Origin of the sequence: Microbacterium sp. NPDC089188 (assembly GCF_040685155.1) — a bacterium.
GTDB lineage: Bacteria > Actinomycetota > Actinomycetes > Actinomycetales > Microbacteriaceae > Microbacterium > Microbacterium galbum.
Genome location: NZ_JBFBHH010000002.1, coordinates 298141 through 315251, shown reverse-complemented (window position 1 = coordinate 315251; position 17111 = coordinate 298141). Strand labels below are relative to the sequence as shown.

Genomic DNA, 17111 nt, shown 5'->3' with positions numbered 1-17111 from the left:
CGGATGGGGGGGGATCGACGGGGGGTGTTCTCAACGACCGTAAACGATGCCCATACGGTTTTCCCAGACTCTTTTCGTTTCGATCCGGTGAACTCCGGTTCCCCGACCACCGGAACCCCGTCTCATCCCGTGCGCGGTGGAGCCTGTCGCTCCGCTCGTGCACGGAAGGTGCGCACCCGATCAGGACGCGGAAACGACAGAACCCCGGATGCCGATCGGCATCCGGGGTCCTGTCTGTCGCGAAAGCGACGGTGTGTCTGAAATTACTTCAGGGTCACCGTGGCGCCGGCGCCCTCGAGGGCCTCCTTGGCCTTCTCGGCGGTCTCCTTGTTCGCGCCCTCGAGCACGGCCTTGGGAGCACCGTCGACGACGGCCTTGGCCTCGCCGAGGCCGAGCGAGGTGAGCTCGCGGACGACCTTGATGACCTGGATCTTCTTGTCGCCGGCGGCCTCGAGGACGACGTCGAACGAGTCCTTCTCCTCGACCTCTTCGGCGGGGGCGGCGCCACCGGCGGCGGGGCCGGCCACGGCCACGGGGGCGGCGGCGGTGACGTCGAAGGTCTCCTCGAACGCCTTGACGAACTCGGACAGCTCGATGAGCGTGAGCTCCTTGAACGCGTCGAGCAGCTCTTCGGTGCTGAGCTTAGCCATGTTGTATCTCCTTGATCGGGTTAATCAGCCGGGCCGGGTCAGGCCGCGGTGTCCTGCTTCTCGCGCAGCGCGTCGACCGTGCGAACGGCCTTCGACGGAAGCGCCTGGAAGACGTATGCCGCCTTGGTCATCGTCGCCTTCATCGCGCCGGCGAGCTTCGCCAGCAGGACTTCACGGCTTTCGAGATCGGCGAGCTTGTTGACCTCAGCAGCGGTCAGGGGGGCGCCATCGAAGTAGCCGCCCTTCACCACGAGCTGAGGGTTAGCCTTGGCGAAGGCACGCAGGCTCTTCGCGACGGCGACGGGGTCGCCGTGCACGAACGCGATGGCAGACGGGCCCTTGAGCTCGTCGTCCAGTCCCGTGACCCCCGCGTTGGACGCGGCGATCTTGGTCAGCGTGTTCTTCACCACGGCGTAATCCGCGTCCTGACGGATGTCGTTGCGCAGCTGCTTGAGCTGGGCAACCGTCAGACCGCGGTACTCGGTCAGCAGAACGGCGGTCGAGTTCTCGAAGTTCTTCGTGAGCTCGGCGACCGATGCATCCTTCTGCGCCATGGCCACTCCTTGTGTGTACGAGGCGCTCCGCGGAGGCGGGGCGCCGGCCGAAGACACCGGGGTCCAGACAAAAAAGAAGAGCTCCGGCGCAGGCGCACGGAGCTCGAGAGGAGTTTCGTTACCTGCGTAGGTCCCCTGCTTCTCAGCAGACGCTTCGATCGGAATGCGAGCACTCCGATGACCGACGGTCTTTGGCTTGACCCCTACTGTACCCGATCCCTCCCCGCCCCGCGAATCCGCCCGCCCCGGCGACCCCACCCCGCAGGAAAGCACACGATCGGTTCGAGGTGACACGCTTGGTCCCGCACCGAGCGCGTCACCTCGAACTCCTCGTGTGATCTCGCGAGTTCGGCAGCGGCACCCCGAAAGCCGCGAGCCGCGTAGCGAGAGCTTCGGGCGTCGTCACGTCGCGGAAACCACCACGAAGGAAACGCCACTGCGTCACGCCGCGTATCCACTCCTCGCGCCGCTTCTCCCGAAGGAGGATGTCCTCGAGGGATCGCCCACTCCGCAGAGCGGCATCCGTGTACTTCCCCTCGCCGTCGAACTCCCAGAGGATCTTCTCGTCAGGAAGTCCGATGTCGATCTCATAGGGCTCCCCCGTAGGGCCCTCAACCGCCATCTGGAGCTCGAACGAGCGGAAGCCGAGCCGGAACAGCTGGAGCCGGCTGAGGCTCTCTCCCGGCGATTCAGCACGCCCGTCCATGAACTCGATGACCCACCGAGCCCGCGCGACGCCCCGGTGGCCCGCCGCGGCTGCCGCTCGGAGGCGGAGACGGTCGCGCCAGCCCTCCTGCGCGTCGGCGAGAAGGGTGCGCCCTTGAACAGCGACCCGCCTCGCCGCAGCATCGGCGCAAGAGACACCGGTCTCAAGCGGGGCCGTCCGCGCAACGTCGAATACCGTGCGTTCCAAGGACGTGCATCGGATGCCGTCGACCTCGACGACGTCATCCGGAGTCAACTCGTCGAGATGACGCTTCAGGCCCGGGCGACTCGACATCCGACCACCACCGGCGACTGTCATCTCGACCGGCCGGTGCGCGATCCCAGAGAGGGAGAGGCCGTGCACGACGGCGGCCGACGCGTGCGAAACCACCGCGTTCCCCCCGCGCATCCGGCTGAGGGACGCGACGATCCGCAACCGTAGATCCGCCTGAGGCCACAGCTCGCGTACGGCGTCGCGCGGCACGTAGACACCACGCTGCACCCGGTGCCAGTCACCCTCGTTGCCAGCTCGAAGGCGGGCGGTGGGAACATCCCGATCAAGAAGCTCCGCACGCGTATGCAACAACGCCTGCAATTCGTCCACACTCGCGTCACGACCCATCGCAACAGGATCTTGCCGGATGCCTACGGCTGAGCCGTTTGCGGACCCTTCCGTGGAAAAACCGTCGACTCAGGCCGTGTGGGGAGAACGGTCGCCAGGACGGCGAGATCACACCGAGCGTGTGAATGCACACGCTGCACCACCGCACGAACGTGCGCGTTCAGCACGGACGTGTGCTTCGGGTGCGCGGCCAACACCGTCGCTCCCCGCGAGCCCCTGACCTCGACGGGACCTGAGTACCGGAAGATCACACGGAGCGCGCGAACGCACACCCTGCACCGCCGACCCATCCTGTGCGTTCGACACGGACGTGTGCTTTCGGCCCGTGAACCTGCCCGCCCTACGACACCCGCGGCTCGGGCAGCAGTGCCTGCGTCATCCGCACGATGCGCGACGGGGTGCGCGCGCCGAGCCAGACCGTGCACACCGCATCGTCGCCGCACGCCCACTCGGCGCACCAGGCGTGGATGGCCTGCGCCAGACGCTCGCCGCGCGGGCGCAGCTCCCCCTCGAGCGAGCGGTCGAGCCAGCTCACGCGCCCCTCCCCCGCGTCGATGACGCCGACCTGCTCCGAGCCGCACACCTCGACCACCACGGTGACGTGAGCGGCGGGCGAGAGGGCGGCGGCGATCCGGCGCATCTCGGGGATGTTCTGCGCGTCTCCGCCGAGCAGCACCGCACCCCCGAGGTCGCTCCAGAGGCCGCCGTCGGGACGTCGCAGCGTCTCGGGCTTCGCGTTCATGCGATCAACTTAGGTCACCCTTACCTTGCAGGCAAGACCCGGATGCCGACGCGCCGGGGCTCGCATGCACTCCACGGCCGCGCGGGGTTAGGGTCGAACGCATGTCCCCCGAGCTCGTCGCCTCCCGGAGCGCCGACCTCGACGCCCGGATCGTCGCCGACTCGCGCGATCGGGTCTCGTGGATCCGAGCCCGCTCCCGCGGCATCACCGCCACCGACGTCGCGGCCCTCACGAGCGCCAACGCGATCTCGCGAGCGGCGGATGCCAAGCTCATGGGCTCGAGCTTCTCGGGCAACGCCTTCACGGCGCACGGCCGCCGCCGCGAACCCGAGATCGCCGCCTGGGTGGCCGCGACGCACGGCATCCGCCCCTCCTCGGCGCTCTATCACGCGGTCGTCGAGAAGCGGCATCTCGCGACCCCCGACGGCGTGGTCGTCGACGGCGAAGGACGCGTGATCCTCGCCGAGATCAAGACCACGAACAAGGCGTGGCGCTCGATCCCCAAGACCTACATGCGCCAGATCTGGTGGCAGCAGCACGTACTCGGCGCCGAGCGCACGCTCGTGGCCTGGGAGCAGCACGACGGCTTCGTACCCCTGCACGATGAGCCGCGCTGCCAGTGGATCGAGCGCGACGAGCGCGAGATCGCCAAGCTCGTGGGCCTGGCCACCTCGCTCATCGACGAGCTGTACCGCCGCACCATGCAGGCGCGCCAACCGCGCCCCGAGCCCGTGCGACCGGAACCCACGGACAGGTACCGCGCCCTCGCGCTCCTCGATTAATAGTTGACGCAAGTCAAGCAATAGGCGTATCGTTGACATCAGTCAACTAATCGCGCCATCGTCGTCGCGGCATCCGTCCCCCTTTCCGTGGAGCTCCGCATGACAGCCACTTCCTCGGACGCGCCCGCACAGCGGCGCGTCCTGCCGGCACTGATCGGCCTGCTGCTCGGCACCTTCGTGTCGATGCTCGCCTCGACCGTCGTCTCGACGTCGCTGCCCGTCATCGTGCACGACCTGTCGGGCGACCAGAACGCCTACACCTGGGTCATCACCGCGACCCTGCTCACCACCGCGATCTCGACCCCCGTCTGGGGCAAGCTCGCCGACCTGTTCAACCGCAAGGTGCTGATCCAGGTCGCCATCGCGATCTTCGTGCTCGCCACCGCGGCCGCCGGCTTCTCGCAGAACACCGAGATGCTCATCGCCTTCCGCGCGGTCCAGGGCCTCGGCGCCGGCGGTCTCGCCGCCCTCAGCCAGGTGATCATGGCCGACATCATCAGCCCGCGCGAACGCGGCCGGTACATGGGCCTCTTCGGCGCCGTGATGGCCGTCGCCACCGTCGGCGGTCCGCTTCTCGGCGGCGTCATCACCGACGCCTTCGGATGGCGCTGGAACTTCTTCGTCGCCCTCCCCTTCGCCGTCGCCGCTCTGCTCATCCAGCAGCGCACGCTGCACCTCCCGGCGCGCGCCAAGCGGAAGGTGAAGATCGACTACGTCGGCATCGTGCTGCTGTCCACCGCCGTCTCCCTGCTGCTGATCTGGGTCACCAATGCGGGGAACTCCTTCGAGTGGGCCAGCACCGAGACGATGCTCATGGTCGGCGGCGCCGTCGTCGCCGCGATCCTCTTCGTGGTCGTCGAGCTGCGCTCCTCCGAGCCCCTCGTGCCGCTCACCCTCTTCCGTGACGCCACCTTCACCCTGGCCACCATCGCCTCCATCGCGACGGGCCTGGCGATGTTCGGCACCTCGGTCTTCCTCAGCCAGTACATGCAGATGGCCCGCGGCGCCACCCCGACCGAGGCCGGCGTCATGACGATCCCCATGATCGGCGGGTTGCTGGTGTCCTCCATCGTGGTCGGTGCCCTCATCTCCCGCTTCGGGCACTGGAAGCCGTTCCTCATCGCCGGTGGCGTGCTGCTCATCGCGGGTTCGTTCCTGCTGTCGACCATCCACTACGACACCAACTTCGCCCTCGTCTCGCTGTACATGGCGCTGCTCGGGGCCGGCGTCGGCATGACGATGCAGAACCTCGTGCTGGTCGTGCAGAACACGGCCAACCCCACCCAGATGGGCGCTGCGAGTTCGGGCGTGACGTTCTTCCGCAGCCTCGGCGGCACGATCGGCGTCTCGGTGATGGGTGCGGCGCTGGCGAGCATGGCCACGAGCCTGTTCACCGACCGCGCCGACGACCTGAAGGCCGCGATCATGGGACTGGGCGCGAACGGCGCGTCGGTCGCCCAGTCGCTGCAGTCGGGGACGATCCCCCAGGTGTCCACCCTGCCCGAGAGCGTGCGCGTGATCGTCGAGGACATCTATGCCCAGTCGATCGCCCACTCGTTCCTCATCGCGGTGCCCGTCGCCGTGGTCAGCCTCATCGCCATCCTGTTCCTGCCGAACCGTCCGCTCACCCGCATGACGACCACGGAGCGGGTCGCCGCAAGCGAAGCCGACTTCGCCACCGTGTCGGTCCCCGAGGGCATGGCGACCCTCGCCGCGACCGGAACCGTGCCGACCCAGGATGCCGCGTCCTCGCGCCGCGCGCGGCGAGACGCCGGGATGGGAGAGGATGTCTGACGTGATGAGCGACGTGGACGATGACCGCCGAGAGGCCGTGCAGGCCCTGGAATCGTCGTTCTCGGAGCTCATGACCGTGTTCCGCCGCTTCGTCTCCGAGGCGGCGGAACGGGTCAGCCCCGGGATGCTGCCGGCCACGTTCAAGGCGCTGTCGGTGGTGAGCCGCTTCGGCCCACTGACGCTGTCCGCCCTGGCGGAGCGCCTCGCGGCCGACAAGGGCTTCCTCAGCCGCTCGATCACCGAGCTCGAGGAGCTCGGGCTCGTCACCCGCACGCCCGACCCGAACGACCGTCGCTCGCGCCTCATCGCGGTGACCGAGCTCGGGCACAGCCGTCTCGCCGACGCGCGGGCTCCCCATGAGAGCCGTCTGTTCGAGGCCATCGCGGACTGGTCGATCGGCGACATCCGCCACCTCTCGACGCTGCTGCACGCCCTCGCCGTCGGCGAGGTCCCCGCGCGGGACTGATCGCCCCGCGACCGGCCAGGTGCGCGACCGCGGGAGACCCGCGGCTTCGCGACACGGTGACCGAGGTGTAACACCGTCGAGACAATGGCGCGCTTGACTGTGGTGACCGCGGCGGAGCCGCTGCGGACACCGCCGCACGCGAGAGAGAGCGCCCGATGAGATTCAGATCGACGCGTCCCGAGGCCGCCCTCCAGCCCGTTCCCGCGGTGCCCGAGACGATGGATGCCGTCGTCCTCGACGAACCGGGATCGGCGCAGACCCTGCGCGTCGATCAGGTCGCCGTGCCCACGCCCGTGTTGAGCGAGGTGCTGATCCGTGTGGTCGCGGCCGGGGTGAACCCGATCGATGCGAAGACCCGAGCCGGGCGAGGGATGTCGTCGGCGATCTCGTCGTGGCCGGCCGTGCTCGGTTTCGACGTGAGCGGGGTCGTCGTGCGCACGCCCTTCGATGCCCACCCGTTCCCCGTCGGGACCGAGGTCTACGGGATGGCGGCGGTGCCGCGCACCCCGGGCACCTACGCGGAGTACGTCGTCGTCCCCACGCTCTCGCTCGCCCGCAAGCCCGTGTCCCTCTCCCACGTCGAGGCCGCGGGCGTGCCGCTCGCCGCCCTCACCGCCTGGGGGCTGGTCGTCGAGACCGCGCTCGCGCACCAGGGCCAGCGCATCCTCATCCATGCCGGCAGCGGGGGCGTGGGGCACTTCGCCGTGCAGTTCGCCGCCTACTTCGGCGCCCATGTCATCGCCACCGGGTCGCCGCGCAACCTCCCCTGGCTGCGGGAGCTGGGGGCGGCGGAGGTGGTCGACTACACCTCGACCCGTTTCGAGGACGTCGTCGACACCGTCGACGTGGTCATCGACCTGATCGGGAACGTGTCGGACGACACCGGAACCCGATCGCTCGAGGTGCTGCGTCCCGGCGGGCTGCTGATCGAGGTGCCGACCGGCGCGTGGCCCGAGTTCCGTGAAGCGGCGGCGGCGCGCGGCATCCGTTCCACCGACTTCAAGACCATCCCCGACGGGGGTGCTCTCGCCACGATCGGCCGACTGCTCGATTCCGGAGCCGTCCGCGTCTACATCGAGCGCGTGTTCGACCTCGCCGAGGCGGGCGAGGCGCACGAGACGGTCGAGCGCGGCCACACGCGGGGCAAGGTCGTGCTGCGCGTCAGCGACGACTGAGTCAGGGGCTCGCGAGACGGCGGCGGCCCTCCGCCACGATCTCGTCGGCGACGAGGTCGAGCAGCGACGAGGTCAGGTTCCACTGCTGCCAGAACAGCGGCACGTCGATCGCGTCGGCGGCGAGGCGCACGAGGGAGCCGTCCTCCAGCCCTGCGGCGGACTGGAACCCCGGCAGCAGTCCCCACCCCAGCCCGAGCTCGATGGCGGTCGCGAAATCCTGCGACGCCGGAACGCGGTGCCGCGGCGGGTCTGCGGCGGCCACGCCCCGCCGCGCGAGCCACTGCGTCTGCAGATCGTCGCGGCGGTCGAAGTCGACCAGCGGTGCCTGTGCCAAGGCGTCGGCGTCCGCACCTCGCGGGAACCAGCGCGCGGCGAACGCGGTCGTCGCCACGGGTTCGTAGCGCAGGATGCCGAGGGGGCGCACGCGGCAGCCCGCCACCGGCGCCTCGCGCGACGTCACGGCCGCCATGACCGTGCCCGATTCGAGCAGCCCCGCGGTGAAGTCCTGATCGTCGCGATGCAGGTCGAACACGACCGCGTGCTGCGCCGCGACGCGGGCCAGGGGCGGGAGGAACCACGTCGCGAGCGAGTCCGCGTTGACCGCGAGCGGCAGGGAGGCGGTGGCTCCGTCGTCGGCCCCGATCGCGGCGAGGGCGTCGTGTTCGAGCAGGGCCAGCTGGCGCGCCAGCCGCACGATCGCGTCGCCCGCTTCCGTCGTGCGGACGGGCTTGGATCGCACGAGCACGACCCGTCCCACGCGATCTTCGAGCGCCCGCACGCGCTGACTCACGGCGGACGGGGTGATGTGCAGACGACGGGCGGCGGCATCCAAGGTGCCCTCCTCGACGACGACGGCCAGCGTCCGGGCGAGATCGAGCGGAATCGACATGAAGAGATGCTAATGCTCTTCCAGAATCCTGAGCTGGTGTTGTCAGTACGCCGGGCCTAGCGTCGGAACGTGTTCACCTCCCTCCTCGCCGGCCTCGGTCTCGGCTTCTCGCTCATCGTCGCCATCGGAGCGCAGAACCTCTTCGTGCTGCGCCAGGGCGTTCGGCGGGAGCACCTGCCGGCGGTGGTCGCCGTGTGCGCCGCTTCCGACGCCGTGCTGATCCTGCTGGGCGTGTCGGGCATCGGCCTCGTGCTGCAGGCGGTGCCCTGGCTGCTCGCCGTCGTGCGATGGGCGGGCGCGGCCTTTCTGGTCGGATACGCCGTGCTCGCCGCGCGCCGAGCGCTGCGCCCGAGCGGCGAGACGCTGCGCGTCGACACCGCGGCATCTCCGGCGATCCCGGATGCCGGCGGCACAGCGCTGCGGACGCGGACGACCCTCACCGCGACGCTGCTGACGTGCCTCGCGCTCACATGGCTCAACCCCCACGTCTACCTGGACACCGTGTTCCTGCTCGGCTCGGTCGCGTCCACGCACGGGGACGACCGCTGGGCGTTCGCCGCCGGCGCGTGCCTGGCGAGCCTCGCGTGGTTCACCGCGCTGGGGTTCGGTGCGCGCTACCTCGGCCGCTGGCTCGACACCGCGCGGGCCTGGCGCATCCTCGACGCGCTGATCGCGGTGGTCATGATCGCCATCGCGATCTCGCTCGTGCTGACGCACTGACCGGTGGCGGCGCCGCCGCGGGGTCGATGCGCGGCATCCCGGGCTTCACGACCGGGCGATCCACGGTCTCGGATCGCGGACGCGCGTTCGGGGCGGGTCACGCGCCCTGAAGCCGGAGCGGCGCCCCGGACCTCCCGCATCCCCGCCTCCGACGCGAGGACAATGGGGGGATGCGAACAGTGACCATCACCGTGACCGGCCGCGTCCAGGGTGTCGGCTTCCGCTACGCCCTGCGCGCCGAGGCGGAGCGGCTCGGGACGCGCGGATGGGTGCGCAATCGCCGTGACGGCGCGGTCGAGGCGCTCGTCGCGGGCGACCCCGACGCGGTCGAGGGTGTCATCGCGTGGGCGAACGACGGCCCGCCCTCCGCCCGGGTCGCCGATGTCGACGTGCTCGAGACCGGCGGCACGGATGAGATCCCCGCCGCGTTCAAGATCCGCGACACCGTCTAGGCGGGGAGCCCTGCCCGCAGCTCGGCGAGCACGTCACGGGCGTCCCCGCCGCTCAGTCGGGGAGCCCTGCCCGCAGCTCAGCGAGCACGTCACGGGCGTCGTCGAAGCGGCTGAGGGCCGCGGCCTGACCGGCCCACAACGACACCAGGTCCGCATCGCCGGACGCGGTCGCCGCCGCCCGGAAGACCCCCGTGAGCCAGTTCTGCGCCGGGAAGGGGGCGATCATGCCCGCCGTCTCGATCTCGCGCATCGCGCGGTTCGGGATCCCCCGCGCCGGGCGTCCGCTCATCGCCCGGGTCAGTCGCGTGTCGGTGTCGGCAGCCGTGGAGATCGCGGCGCGGTGACCGGCGGTCGCGGCGGATTGACGCGTGCGCAGGAAGCTCGTCCCGACCTGCACGCCCTCGGCGCCGAGGGCGAACGCGGCCGCGACGCCGCGGCGATCGGCGATCCCGCCGGCCGCGATGACCGGGACCGACACGGCATCGACGACCTGGGGCACGAGGGCGAAGGTCCCCACGAGGGACTCCGACGGGTCTGCGAGGAACGAGACCCGGTGCCCTCCCGCCTCGGCGCCCGTCGCCACGATCGCCGCGACCCCCGCCTCCTCGAGCGCGCGGGCCTCCGCGACGGAGGTGGCCGTGCCGATCACGACGATGCCCCGCTCGCGGGCACGGTCGAGGGTGTTCGCATCCGGCACCCCGAAGACGACGCTCACGACATCCGGCCGCGCGTCGAGGACCGCGTCGATCTGCGCGTCGATCGGCGGGAGGAAGGAGTCGGGCGGGGTGGGCACGGCTACTCCCGCCGCGTCGAACAGGGGCCGGGCGGCATCCAGGAAGGGCTGCACGTCCACGTCGAGCGGAGTCACCTCGTCGCCCCGTGGCATCCACAGGTTCACCGCGACGGGTCGCGCGGTCGCTGCGCGCAGTGCCGAGACCGTCTCCCGGATGCGGGCGGGCGGGTAGCCGTAGAGCCCGAACGAACCGAGGCCTCCCCCGTCGCTCACCGCCGCCGTCAGTTCGACCGACGAGAGTCCTCCGAAGGGACCGAGGACGATCGGCACGTCGATGCCGAGCAGGCGCTGCAGGCGGTTCATCCTCTCAGCGTGCCATGCCTCATGATCACGCGCAGCGGACGGATGCCGCCGGCTCAGGCGGGGTCGGGCCCGTCGAGCGGCCGGAGCAGACGGTCGAGGAACCGCCGCGTGCGCTCCTTCTCCGGCCGCGTGAAGAGCGTCGCGGGCGCCCCGCGCTCCACGATGACGCCGTCGTCGAAGAACAGCACCTCGTCGGCCACCTCGCGGGCGAAGCCCAGCTCGTGCGTGACGATCACCATCGTCCACCCCTCGTTCGCGAGCTCCCGCAGCACCGTGAGCACCTCGCCGACCAGCTCGGGGTCGAGGGCGCTGGTGGGCTCGTCGAACAGCAGCAGGTCGGGCTGCAGCGCGAGCGCGCGGACGATCCCGACGCGCTGCTGCTGGCCGCCCGACAGCTCCGCGGGGTACGCGTCGCGCTTCTCGGCGAGGCCGACGCGCGCGAGCAGGCGCTCGGCGTTCGCGACGGCCTCCGCCTTCGGCACCCCGTGCGCCTGCACGGGGCCCTCGATGACGTTCTGGATGACGGTCAGGTGAGGGAAGAGGTTGTGGTGCTGGAAGACCATCGCCGAGCGGTCGCGAAGCGCGGCCCGGTCGCTTTTCGCCACCTTCCGGGCGAAGTCGACCGACGGCCCGCCGTCGAACGCCACGACACCGGCATCGGGGGTCTCGAGGCCGTTGAGGCAGCGCAGCACGGTCGTCTTGCCGGAGCCGGACGGGCCGATCAGCACGAGGACGTCGCCGCGGCGCACCTCGAGGTCGACGCCGTCGAGCACGCGGTTCGCGCCGAAGCTCTTCTGCAGTCCCGTCGCACTCAACAGCGGGGTGTCAGTGGGCGACATGGCGGTCCAACCTCTTCTCGAGGGCGTTCTGCCCGAACGACAGCACAAGGCAGAACAGCCAGTAGATGAGCGCCGCCTCGAGGTAGACGGCCATGAATTCGTACGAGAACGCCGCGATGTTCTGCGCCTGACGGAACAGCTCCGTGACGAGGATCAGGGATGCCAGCGAGCTGTCCTTCACGAGCGAGATGAAGGTGTTGGACAGCGGCGGCACCGACACGCGGGCGGCCTGCGGCAGGATGATGCGCGTCAGCGTCTTGCGCGGCGACAGCCCGACGGTGTGAGCAGCCTCCCACTGCCCGCGCGGCACGGAGAGGATCGCGGCGCGGATCACCTCGGCCGCGTAGCCGCCGACGTTCAGCGAGAACGCGATCACGGCGGCCGGGAACGGATCGATCACCACGCCGACCGCGGGCAGACCGTAGAAGATCACGAACAGCTGCACCAGCAACGGCGTGCCGCGGATGATCGAGATGTAGAAGCGGGCCACACCCGACAACACGACGTTCGGCGACAGGCGCAGCAGGGCCATCAGGAGCGCGATCACGAGACCGATCGCGAAGGAGGCCAACGACAGCGGGATCGTGCCCGTGATCCCGGCCAGCAGCATCGGCCAGAACGAGTCGAGCAGCAACGTCCACAGGTCGTTCATGAGCCTCCTTCTTCTCTCGGACCCGCGTCACACGCGGGAACGGATCATCCGCTTCTCACGCTAGAGGGTGAGAAGCGGATGATCCGCGGGGTTTACAGCGCGCGCACGCGCCGTGCGCTCACTGGGTGACGTCGGCGCCGAAGTACTTCTCGCTGATCTGCGTCAGCGTGCCGTCGGCGCGCAGCTCCTCGAGCGCCGTGTCGACGGCCTCCGCGAGCGCGTCCTGACCCTTCTTGAAGGCGAACGCGCTCTCCGAGGTGTCCTCGGTCTCGGCCGCGATCTTCAGGCCCGTCGGGCTGTTCGTCTTCTCGTAGTCGAGGTAGGTGAGCTGGTCGTTGACCGTGGCATCCACGCGGCCCTGCTTGAGGAGGGCGACCGCCTGGGCCCAGCCTTCGACGGCCTCGACCTGGGCGCCGCTGGAGGTGGCGAGCTCGTACCAGTTGCTGGTGAGCGACTGCGCGGTGGTCTTCCCCGACAGGTCGGCGAAGCTCGAGATGGCGTTGTCGTCCTCGTTGGTCACCACGACGCCGCGCGAGACGGTGTAGGGCGCACTGAAGGTGTACTTCTCCTGACGCTCCGGGTTGATCGTCACCTGGTTCGCGATGACGTCGAATCGTCCGGCATCCAAGCCCGCGAAGATGGCATCCCACTGGGTCTCCTGGAACTTCACCTGGAGGCCGAGCTTGTCGGCGACGGCCGTGGCGATCTCGACGTCGAAGCCGGTGAGCTCCCCCGCCCCCTCGTGGTACGAGAAGGGACGGTAGGTGCCCTCGGTGGCGACGGTCAGCGTGCCGCCCGAGACGAGGTCGTACTCGGAGCCCGCGTCGGACGACGCGCTCGAGGTGGCTCCCCCGCTGCAGGCGGTCAGCGCGAGGGCGCTCAGGCCCAGGGTGGCGGCGAGGACGGTCAGACGACGACGGGGCATAGCTGTTCCAGACATGTGTGGTGTGGGAATGACGTTCGTGTGGCGCGGTGCAGGACGGCCGCGACCCTCCAGCACAACACGTCGAGGCGCGAACCTCTTCCCGGATGACGCCGTGTTGCACGTCCGTGCACGGCTCGCACGCAGAAGCCCCGCCGGCACGGGGCGCGGCGGGGCTTCTGTGAGACGAACGTCAGACGATGGCGTTGACGTCCAGCGGGATGCCGGGACCGAAGGTGGTCGAGACGGCGCCCTTCTGAATGTAACGGCCCTTCGAGCTGGACGGCTTGAGGCGGACGATCTCCTCGAGCGCGGCCTTCAGGTTCTCGTCGAGCTGCTCGGCCGAGAACGACGCCTTGCCCACCACGAAGTGGATGTTGGCGTGCTTGTCGACGCGGAACTCGATCTTTCCGCCCTTGATCTCCTCGACGGCCTTGGCCGGGTTGGGGGTCACGGTGCCGGTCTTGGGGTTCGGCATGAGGCCGCGGGGTCCGAGGACCTTACCGAGGCGACCGACCTGGCCCATGAGCTCGGGCGTGGCGACGGCCGCGTCGAACGCGGTGTAACCGCCGGCGACCTTCTCGATGAGCTCGGTGCCACCGACCTCGTCGGCGCCGGCGGCGAGGGCCGCCTCGGCCGCGGGGCCGTTGGCGAAGACGATGACGCGCGCGGTCTTACCCGTGCCGTGGGGCAGGATGACCGTGCCGCGGACCATCTGGTCGGCCTTACGGGGGTCGACCGAGAGCTTCAGCGCGACCTCGACGGTCGAGTCGAACTTCTTCGAGCCGGTCTCCTTCGCGAGGGCGACGGCCTCGGTCGGGGTGTAGAACGTGTCGGCCGCGATCTTCTCAGCAGCGGCGCGGAATGCCTTGGACTTGGTAGCCATTGTTATCTCCCTCAGTCCTCGACCGTGATGCCCATGGAACGGGCGGTGCCGGCGATGATCTTCGAGGCGGCCTCGATGTCGTTCGCGTTCAGGTCGGGCTGCTTCGTGGTGGCGATCTCGCGGACCTGGTCCTTGGTGAGCTTGCCCACCTTGACCGTGTGGGGCGTCGACGAGCCCTTCGCGAGGCCGGCGGCCTTCTTGATGAGCTCTGCTGCCGGGGGCGTCTTCAGGATGAACGTGAAGCTGCGGTCCTCGTAGACGGTGATCTCGACGGGGATGACGTTGCCGCGCTGGGCCTCGGTCGCCGCGTTGTACGCCTTGCAGAACTCCATGATGTTGACGCCGTGCTGACCGAGCGCCGGACCGATCGGCGGCGCGGGGTTGGCCGCGCCCGCCTTGATCTGGAGCTTGATCAGGCCGGTCACCTTTTTCTTGGGTGCCATATCCTTTTCCTCTCTCGAGCGGGACCCTCGCGGTTCCCTCTCTCCCGCCCGCCCGGCGGTTCCGGGCAGCGGTCGTCGCACGCTGACGCACGCAACCTTGCCATTGTACGCGACGCCCGGCGTTTCGGCATCCCGCGGCGTCTGCCCCCCGTTCCGCGAGCCCGTGCGCGGGCCGCCGTGCCGGGCGCCGTCCGCGCTACCCCGGGTCCCACCCCACGCATAAACGCCATCCATGCGCGTAAACGGCGGGGCGCCGTGTTTCCATGCACGAATTGCGTTTGCGCCGCGGTTGACGGTTATCCACAGGCGCCCGACGAGTACGGCCGACGGATGGGACCCTCGGCGCATGGACGCCACGAACGCCGCGCTCCGCATCTGCCCCGCGCCGCTCTTCGCCTCCGCCGAGGAGCAGTCGGTCGTCTCTGCCGTGCACCCCTCGCGAGACCGCACGCTCATCCGGGTGAGGGCGGGGGTCTACACGCCGCGAAGCGCGTGGGAGGCCCTTCTCCCGTGGGATCGCTACCTGCTCCGGGTCCATGCTTACCGGCTCATCCGCCCCGATGCCGTCTTCTCACACGAGTCAGCGGCGACTCTCTCCGGCCTACCCACCTTCGGGCACCCTCACAAGATCCATCTCTTCGATGGGCGGAGAACCCGGTCCGTCAGCTACGGCGACGTCACCGTGCACACCAGCGCGGATGGTCGCCGGATTCACGAGGATGCCGGCATGCGGATCACGAGCGTCGGCGACACCGTCTTGGACCTGCTGAGGGTCTTACCGCCCGCCTTCGGACTTGCCGTCGTCGACGCCGCGATGCGGGATGACCACCTGGATCGAGACGACCTCTGGGATCTCGCCGGACGTCAGCGCAACGCGCACGGACGCCGTCGGGTGGAATGGGCGCTTCGGCGCGGAACGGGACTCGCCGAGTCGGTGGGTGAGTCCGTGAGTCGCGCCGTCATCGAATGGTGCGGCTACCCCACCCCGGAACTGCAGGTCGAACACCTGATAGAGGGTCGGACATTCCGCTCCGACTTCTGCTGGCCCGAGGAGCGCATCATCGGTGAATCCGACGGCTGGCTGAAGTACAGCGCCACGGATCCGTCCGCCGCGGCCGAGGCCTTGCGCGCGGAGAAGCGCCGCGAAGACGCGCTCCGCCGCGCTGGGTGGACGGTCGCTCGGTGGGACTACAAAGGAGCGATCGGCGTGGACGGCCTCCGAGCTGCGCTGTCGGCGGCCGGCCTCTCGCCGGCGCACCGTGGCGCGCCCGCTGCACTTCGAACCGCTGGCCGGAACCCCCGCTCCACATAGAGACGCCGCATAAACGGCATTCATGTGCGGAAACGCGCCGACGACGTGTTTCCGCACACGAACGGCGTTTATGCGTGAGGTTTCGCCCGTCGCGACGCCGACGAACGCCCCGCCGGACGGAGCACGGCGCGGCGCGGGCGCCGGAACGACGCAGACGCGGGCGCCGGAACGGCGAACGCCCCGCCGGACGGAACCGGGCGGGGCGTTCGCGAGACGCGCAGGGCGCGCGTCAGACCATCTTGGTGACCTGGTCGAACGACAGCTCGACGGGGGTCTCGCGCTCGAAGAGGGAGACGAGCACGGTGAGCTTGCCGCTCTCGGGCTTGATCTCGCTGATCGTTCCGGGCAGACCCGCGAACGAGCCCTCCTTGATCGTGATCGTCTCTCCGGCCTCGAAGTCGACCTCGGCGGGGATGACGCGCTGGGCGGTCGGGGCGCCCTTGGCGGCACCGGCCTTGGCCGGAGCGGACTCCTTGACCTCGACGAGGCTCTTCAGCATGTTGAAGGCCTCCTCGAAGCGCAGCGGCGTCGGGTTGTGGGCGTTGCCCACGAAGCCGGTGACACCGGGGGTGTGACGCACGACCGACCAGGTGTCTTCGTTGAGGTCCATGCGCACCAGCACGTAGCCGGGGATGCGCACGCGGTTGACCATCTTGCGCTGGCCGTTCTTGATCTCGACGACGTCCTCCATCGGGACCTCGACCTGGTAGATGTCGTCCTCGACCTCGAGCGTCGACTTGCGCTGCTCGATGTTGGCCTTCACCTTGCGCTCGAAGCCCGCGTACGAGTGGATGACGTACCACTTGCCCGGGAGCATGCGCAGCTCGGTGCGGAACGCCTCGTACGGGTCGACGTCCTCGTCATCGGCGGCGTCCAGGTCTTCCGGCGCCTCGGCGGCGTCGGCCGGCGACTCCTCCGCCTCGACCTCGTCGACGACGGATGCCGCGGCGGAGACCTCGTCGACGAAGTCCTCGTCGAGGACGGGAGCGTCGGGCTCGCCATTGACGTCGGGGCCGTCGTACGGGGCGACCTCGTCGGCGGCTTCGGCGGCCTCTTCGGCCTGCTCTTCCGCGAGGGAGTCGGTCAGCACCTCGGCGGCGGCCTCGGCCTCGCTGGTCTCGTCGATCTCGAGAGCGTCGTTCACGATCGCGTCCGCCTCTGGGTCGGTGATGTCGATGTCGCCCAGGTCGGCATCATCGGTGTCGGTCTCGTCGTCGACGATGTGGACGGCGGTGTGCTCGGCGGAGTCGGAGGCGCGCTCCTGGGACGCGAGCACGTTGCCCTCCTGGGCTTCGTCATCCTCGCTCGACTGCTCGGCGGCCGTCGCCCAATCGGCGTCGTCGACATATCTTTCAGACACTGTGATCTCTTCCGTTCAGTGGCGGCCGCTCTCGGCGCCGCGCGTCCGCC

Annotated in this window: 19 protein-coding genes; 7 read left to right on the top strand and 12 right to left on the bottom strand. The window is 69.7% G+C overall.

Annotated features, from left to right (window positions below; genetic code table 11):
* Positions 1-263: 263 nt before the first annotated feature.
* The 4 genes from rplL to AB0N80_RS07630 all read right to left on the bottom strand — a co-directional run bounded on the left by rplL (position 264) and on the right by AB0N80_RS07630 (position 3273).
* The gene (gene rplL / locus AB0N80_RS07645) at positions 264-650 is read right to left on the bottom strand and encodes a 50S ribosomal protein L7/L12 (RefSeq protein WP_055956082.1); all 387 of its coding nucleotides are present in this window, start codon (positions 648-650) and stop codon (positions 264-266) included.
* Between the two features lie 38 nt (positions 651-688).
* Positions 689-1204: a 50S ribosomal protein L10 gene (gene rplJ, locus AB0N80_RS07640; RefSeq protein WP_058232707.1), complete on the bottom strand. Its 516-nt coding sequence runs from the start codon at positions 1202-1204 to the stop codon at positions 689-691.
* Between the two features lie 316 nt (positions 1205-1520).
* Complete coding sequence (locus AB0N80_RS07635; RefSeq protein WP_363578370.1) at positions 1521-2513, bottom strand: hypothetical protein; 993 nt, start codon at positions 2511-2513, stop codon at positions 1521-1523.
* 358 nt (positions 2514-2871) lie between these two features.
* Positions 2872-3273, bottom strand: a complete 402-nt coding sequence (locus AB0N80_RS07630) for a hypothetical protein (RefSeq protein ID WP_315995006.1) — start codon at positions 3271-3273, stop codon at positions 2872-2874.
* Between the two features lie 101 nt (positions 3274-3374).
* Between AB0N80_RS07630 and AB0N80_RS07625 the strand changes: the two genes are divergently transcribed.
* The 4 genes from AB0N80_RS07625 (at position 3375) to AB0N80_RS07610 (ending at position 7490) form a co-directional block, all read left to right on the top strand.
* Positions 3375-4055, top strand: coding sequence for a YqaJ viral recombinase family protein (locus AB0N80_RS07625; RefSeq protein WP_315995007.1), 681 nt, complete (start codon positions 3375-3377; stop codon positions 4053-4055).
* A 99-nt stretch (positions 4056-4154) separates the two neighbouring features.
* Positions 4155-5849, top strand: coding sequence for an MDR family MFS transporter (locus tag AB0N80_RS07620; RefSeq protein WP_363390284.1), 1695 nt, complete (start codon positions 4155-4157; stop codon positions 5847-5849).
* A gap of 4 nt (positions 5850-5853) precedes the next feature.
* Positions 5854-6315 carry a MarR family transcriptional regulator gene (locus AB0N80_RS07615; RefSeq protein ID WP_315995009.1) on the top strand — a complete coding sequence of 154 codons (462 nt, stop codon included), beginning with the start codon at positions 5854-5856 and terminating at the stop codon, positions 6313-6315.
* A gap of 155 nt (positions 6316-6470) precedes the next feature.
* Complete coding sequence (locus AB0N80_RS07610) at positions 6471-7490, top strand: NADP-dependent oxidoreductase (RefSeq protein ID WP_363390289.1); 1020 nt, start codon at positions 6471-6473, stop codon at positions 7488-7490.
* 1 nt (position 7491) lies between these two features.
* Here AB0N80_RS07610 and AB0N80_RS07605 read toward each other — a convergent pair whose 3' ends face one another.
* On the bottom strand, positions 7492-8379 hold the full coding sequence (locus tag AB0N80_RS07605) for a LysR family transcriptional regulator ArgP (protein ID WP_315995010.1): 888 nt from the start codon (positions 8377-8379) through the stop codon (positions 7492-7494).
* 69 nt (positions 8380-8448) lie between these two features.
* Here AB0N80_RS07605 and AB0N80_RS07600 point away from each other — a divergent pair, with 69 nt between their 5' ends.
* Entirely contained in the window at positions 8449-9099 is a 651-nt protein-coding gene (locus AB0N80_RS07600; RefSeq protein ID WP_363578369.1) for a LysE/ArgO family amino acid transporter, read from the top strand.
* 170 nt (positions 9100-9269) lie between these two features.
* The gene (locus tag AB0N80_RS07595; protein ID WP_363578368.1) at positions 9270-9551 is read left to right on the top strand and encodes an acylphosphatase; all 282 of its coding nucleotides are present in this window, start codon (positions 9270-9272) and stop codon (positions 9549-9551) included.
* 52 nt (positions 9552-9603) lie between these two features.
* Here AB0N80_RS07595 and AB0N80_RS07590 read toward each other — a convergent pair whose 3' ends face one another.
* The 6 genes from AB0N80_RS07590 to rplK all read right to left on the bottom strand — a co-directional run bounded on the left by AB0N80_RS07590 (position 9604) and on the right by rplK (position 14389).
* Positions 9604-10647, bottom strand: a complete 1044-nt coding sequence (locus AB0N80_RS07590; RefSeq protein WP_363578367.1) for a nitronate monooxygenase — start codon at positions 10645-10647, stop codon at positions 9604-9606.
* A gap of 53 nt (positions 10648-10700) precedes the next feature.
* Positions 10701-11486 carry an amino acid ABC transporter ATP-binding protein gene (locus AB0N80_RS07585; RefSeq protein ID WP_315995014.1) on the bottom strand — a complete coding sequence of 262 codons (786 nt, stop codon included), beginning with the start codon at positions 11484-11486 and terminating at the stop codon, positions 10701-10703.
* Positions 11473-12138 (bottom strand): amino acid ABC transporter permease, encoded by a 666-nt coding sequence (locus AB0N80_RS07580; protein WP_363578366.1) that lies wholly within the window; start codon positions 12136-12138, stop codon positions 11473-11475. The genes AB0N80_RS07585 and AB0N80_RS07580 overlap by 14 nt, the downstream gene beginning before the upstream one ends.
* 118 nt (positions 12139-12256) lie before the next feature.
* On the bottom strand, positions 12257-13063 hold the full coding sequence (locus AB0N80_RS07575; RefSeq protein ID WP_363578365.1) for an amino acid ABC transporter substrate-binding protein: 807 nt from the start codon (positions 13061-13063) through the stop codon (positions 12257-12259).
* A gap of 190 nt (positions 13064-13253) precedes the next feature.
* On the bottom strand, positions 13254-13946 hold the full coding sequence (gene rplA, locus AB0N80_RS07570; protein ID WP_315995017.1) for a 50S ribosomal protein L1: 693 nt from the start codon (positions 13944-13946) through the stop codon (positions 13254-13256).
* Positions 13947-13957: 11 nt separating this feature from the next.
* Positions 13958-14389 carry a 50S ribosomal protein L11 gene (rplK, locus tag AB0N80_RS07565; RefSeq protein WP_013585556.1) on the bottom strand — a complete coding sequence of 144 codons (432 nt, stop codon included), beginning with the start codon at positions 14387-14389 and terminating at the stop codon, positions 13958-13960.
* 346 nt (positions 14390-14735) lie between these two features.
* On the opposite strand from rplK, the gene AB0N80_RS07560 reads away from it, so the two are divergent.
* On the top strand, positions 14736-15701 hold the full coding sequence (locus AB0N80_RS07560) for a hypothetical protein (protein WP_363578364.1): 966 nt from the start codon (positions 14736-14738) through the stop codon (positions 15699-15701).
* 229 nt (positions 15702-15930) lie between these two features.
* On the opposite strand, the gene nusG is transcribed toward AB0N80_RS07560, so the two are convergent.
* Positions 15931-17061: a transcription termination/antitermination protein NusG gene (nusG, locus tag AB0N80_RS07555; RefSeq protein WP_315995019.1), complete on the bottom strand. Its 1131-nt coding sequence runs from the start codon at positions 17059-17061 to the stop codon at positions 15931-15933.
* Positions 17062-17111 lie beyond the last annotated feature (50 nt).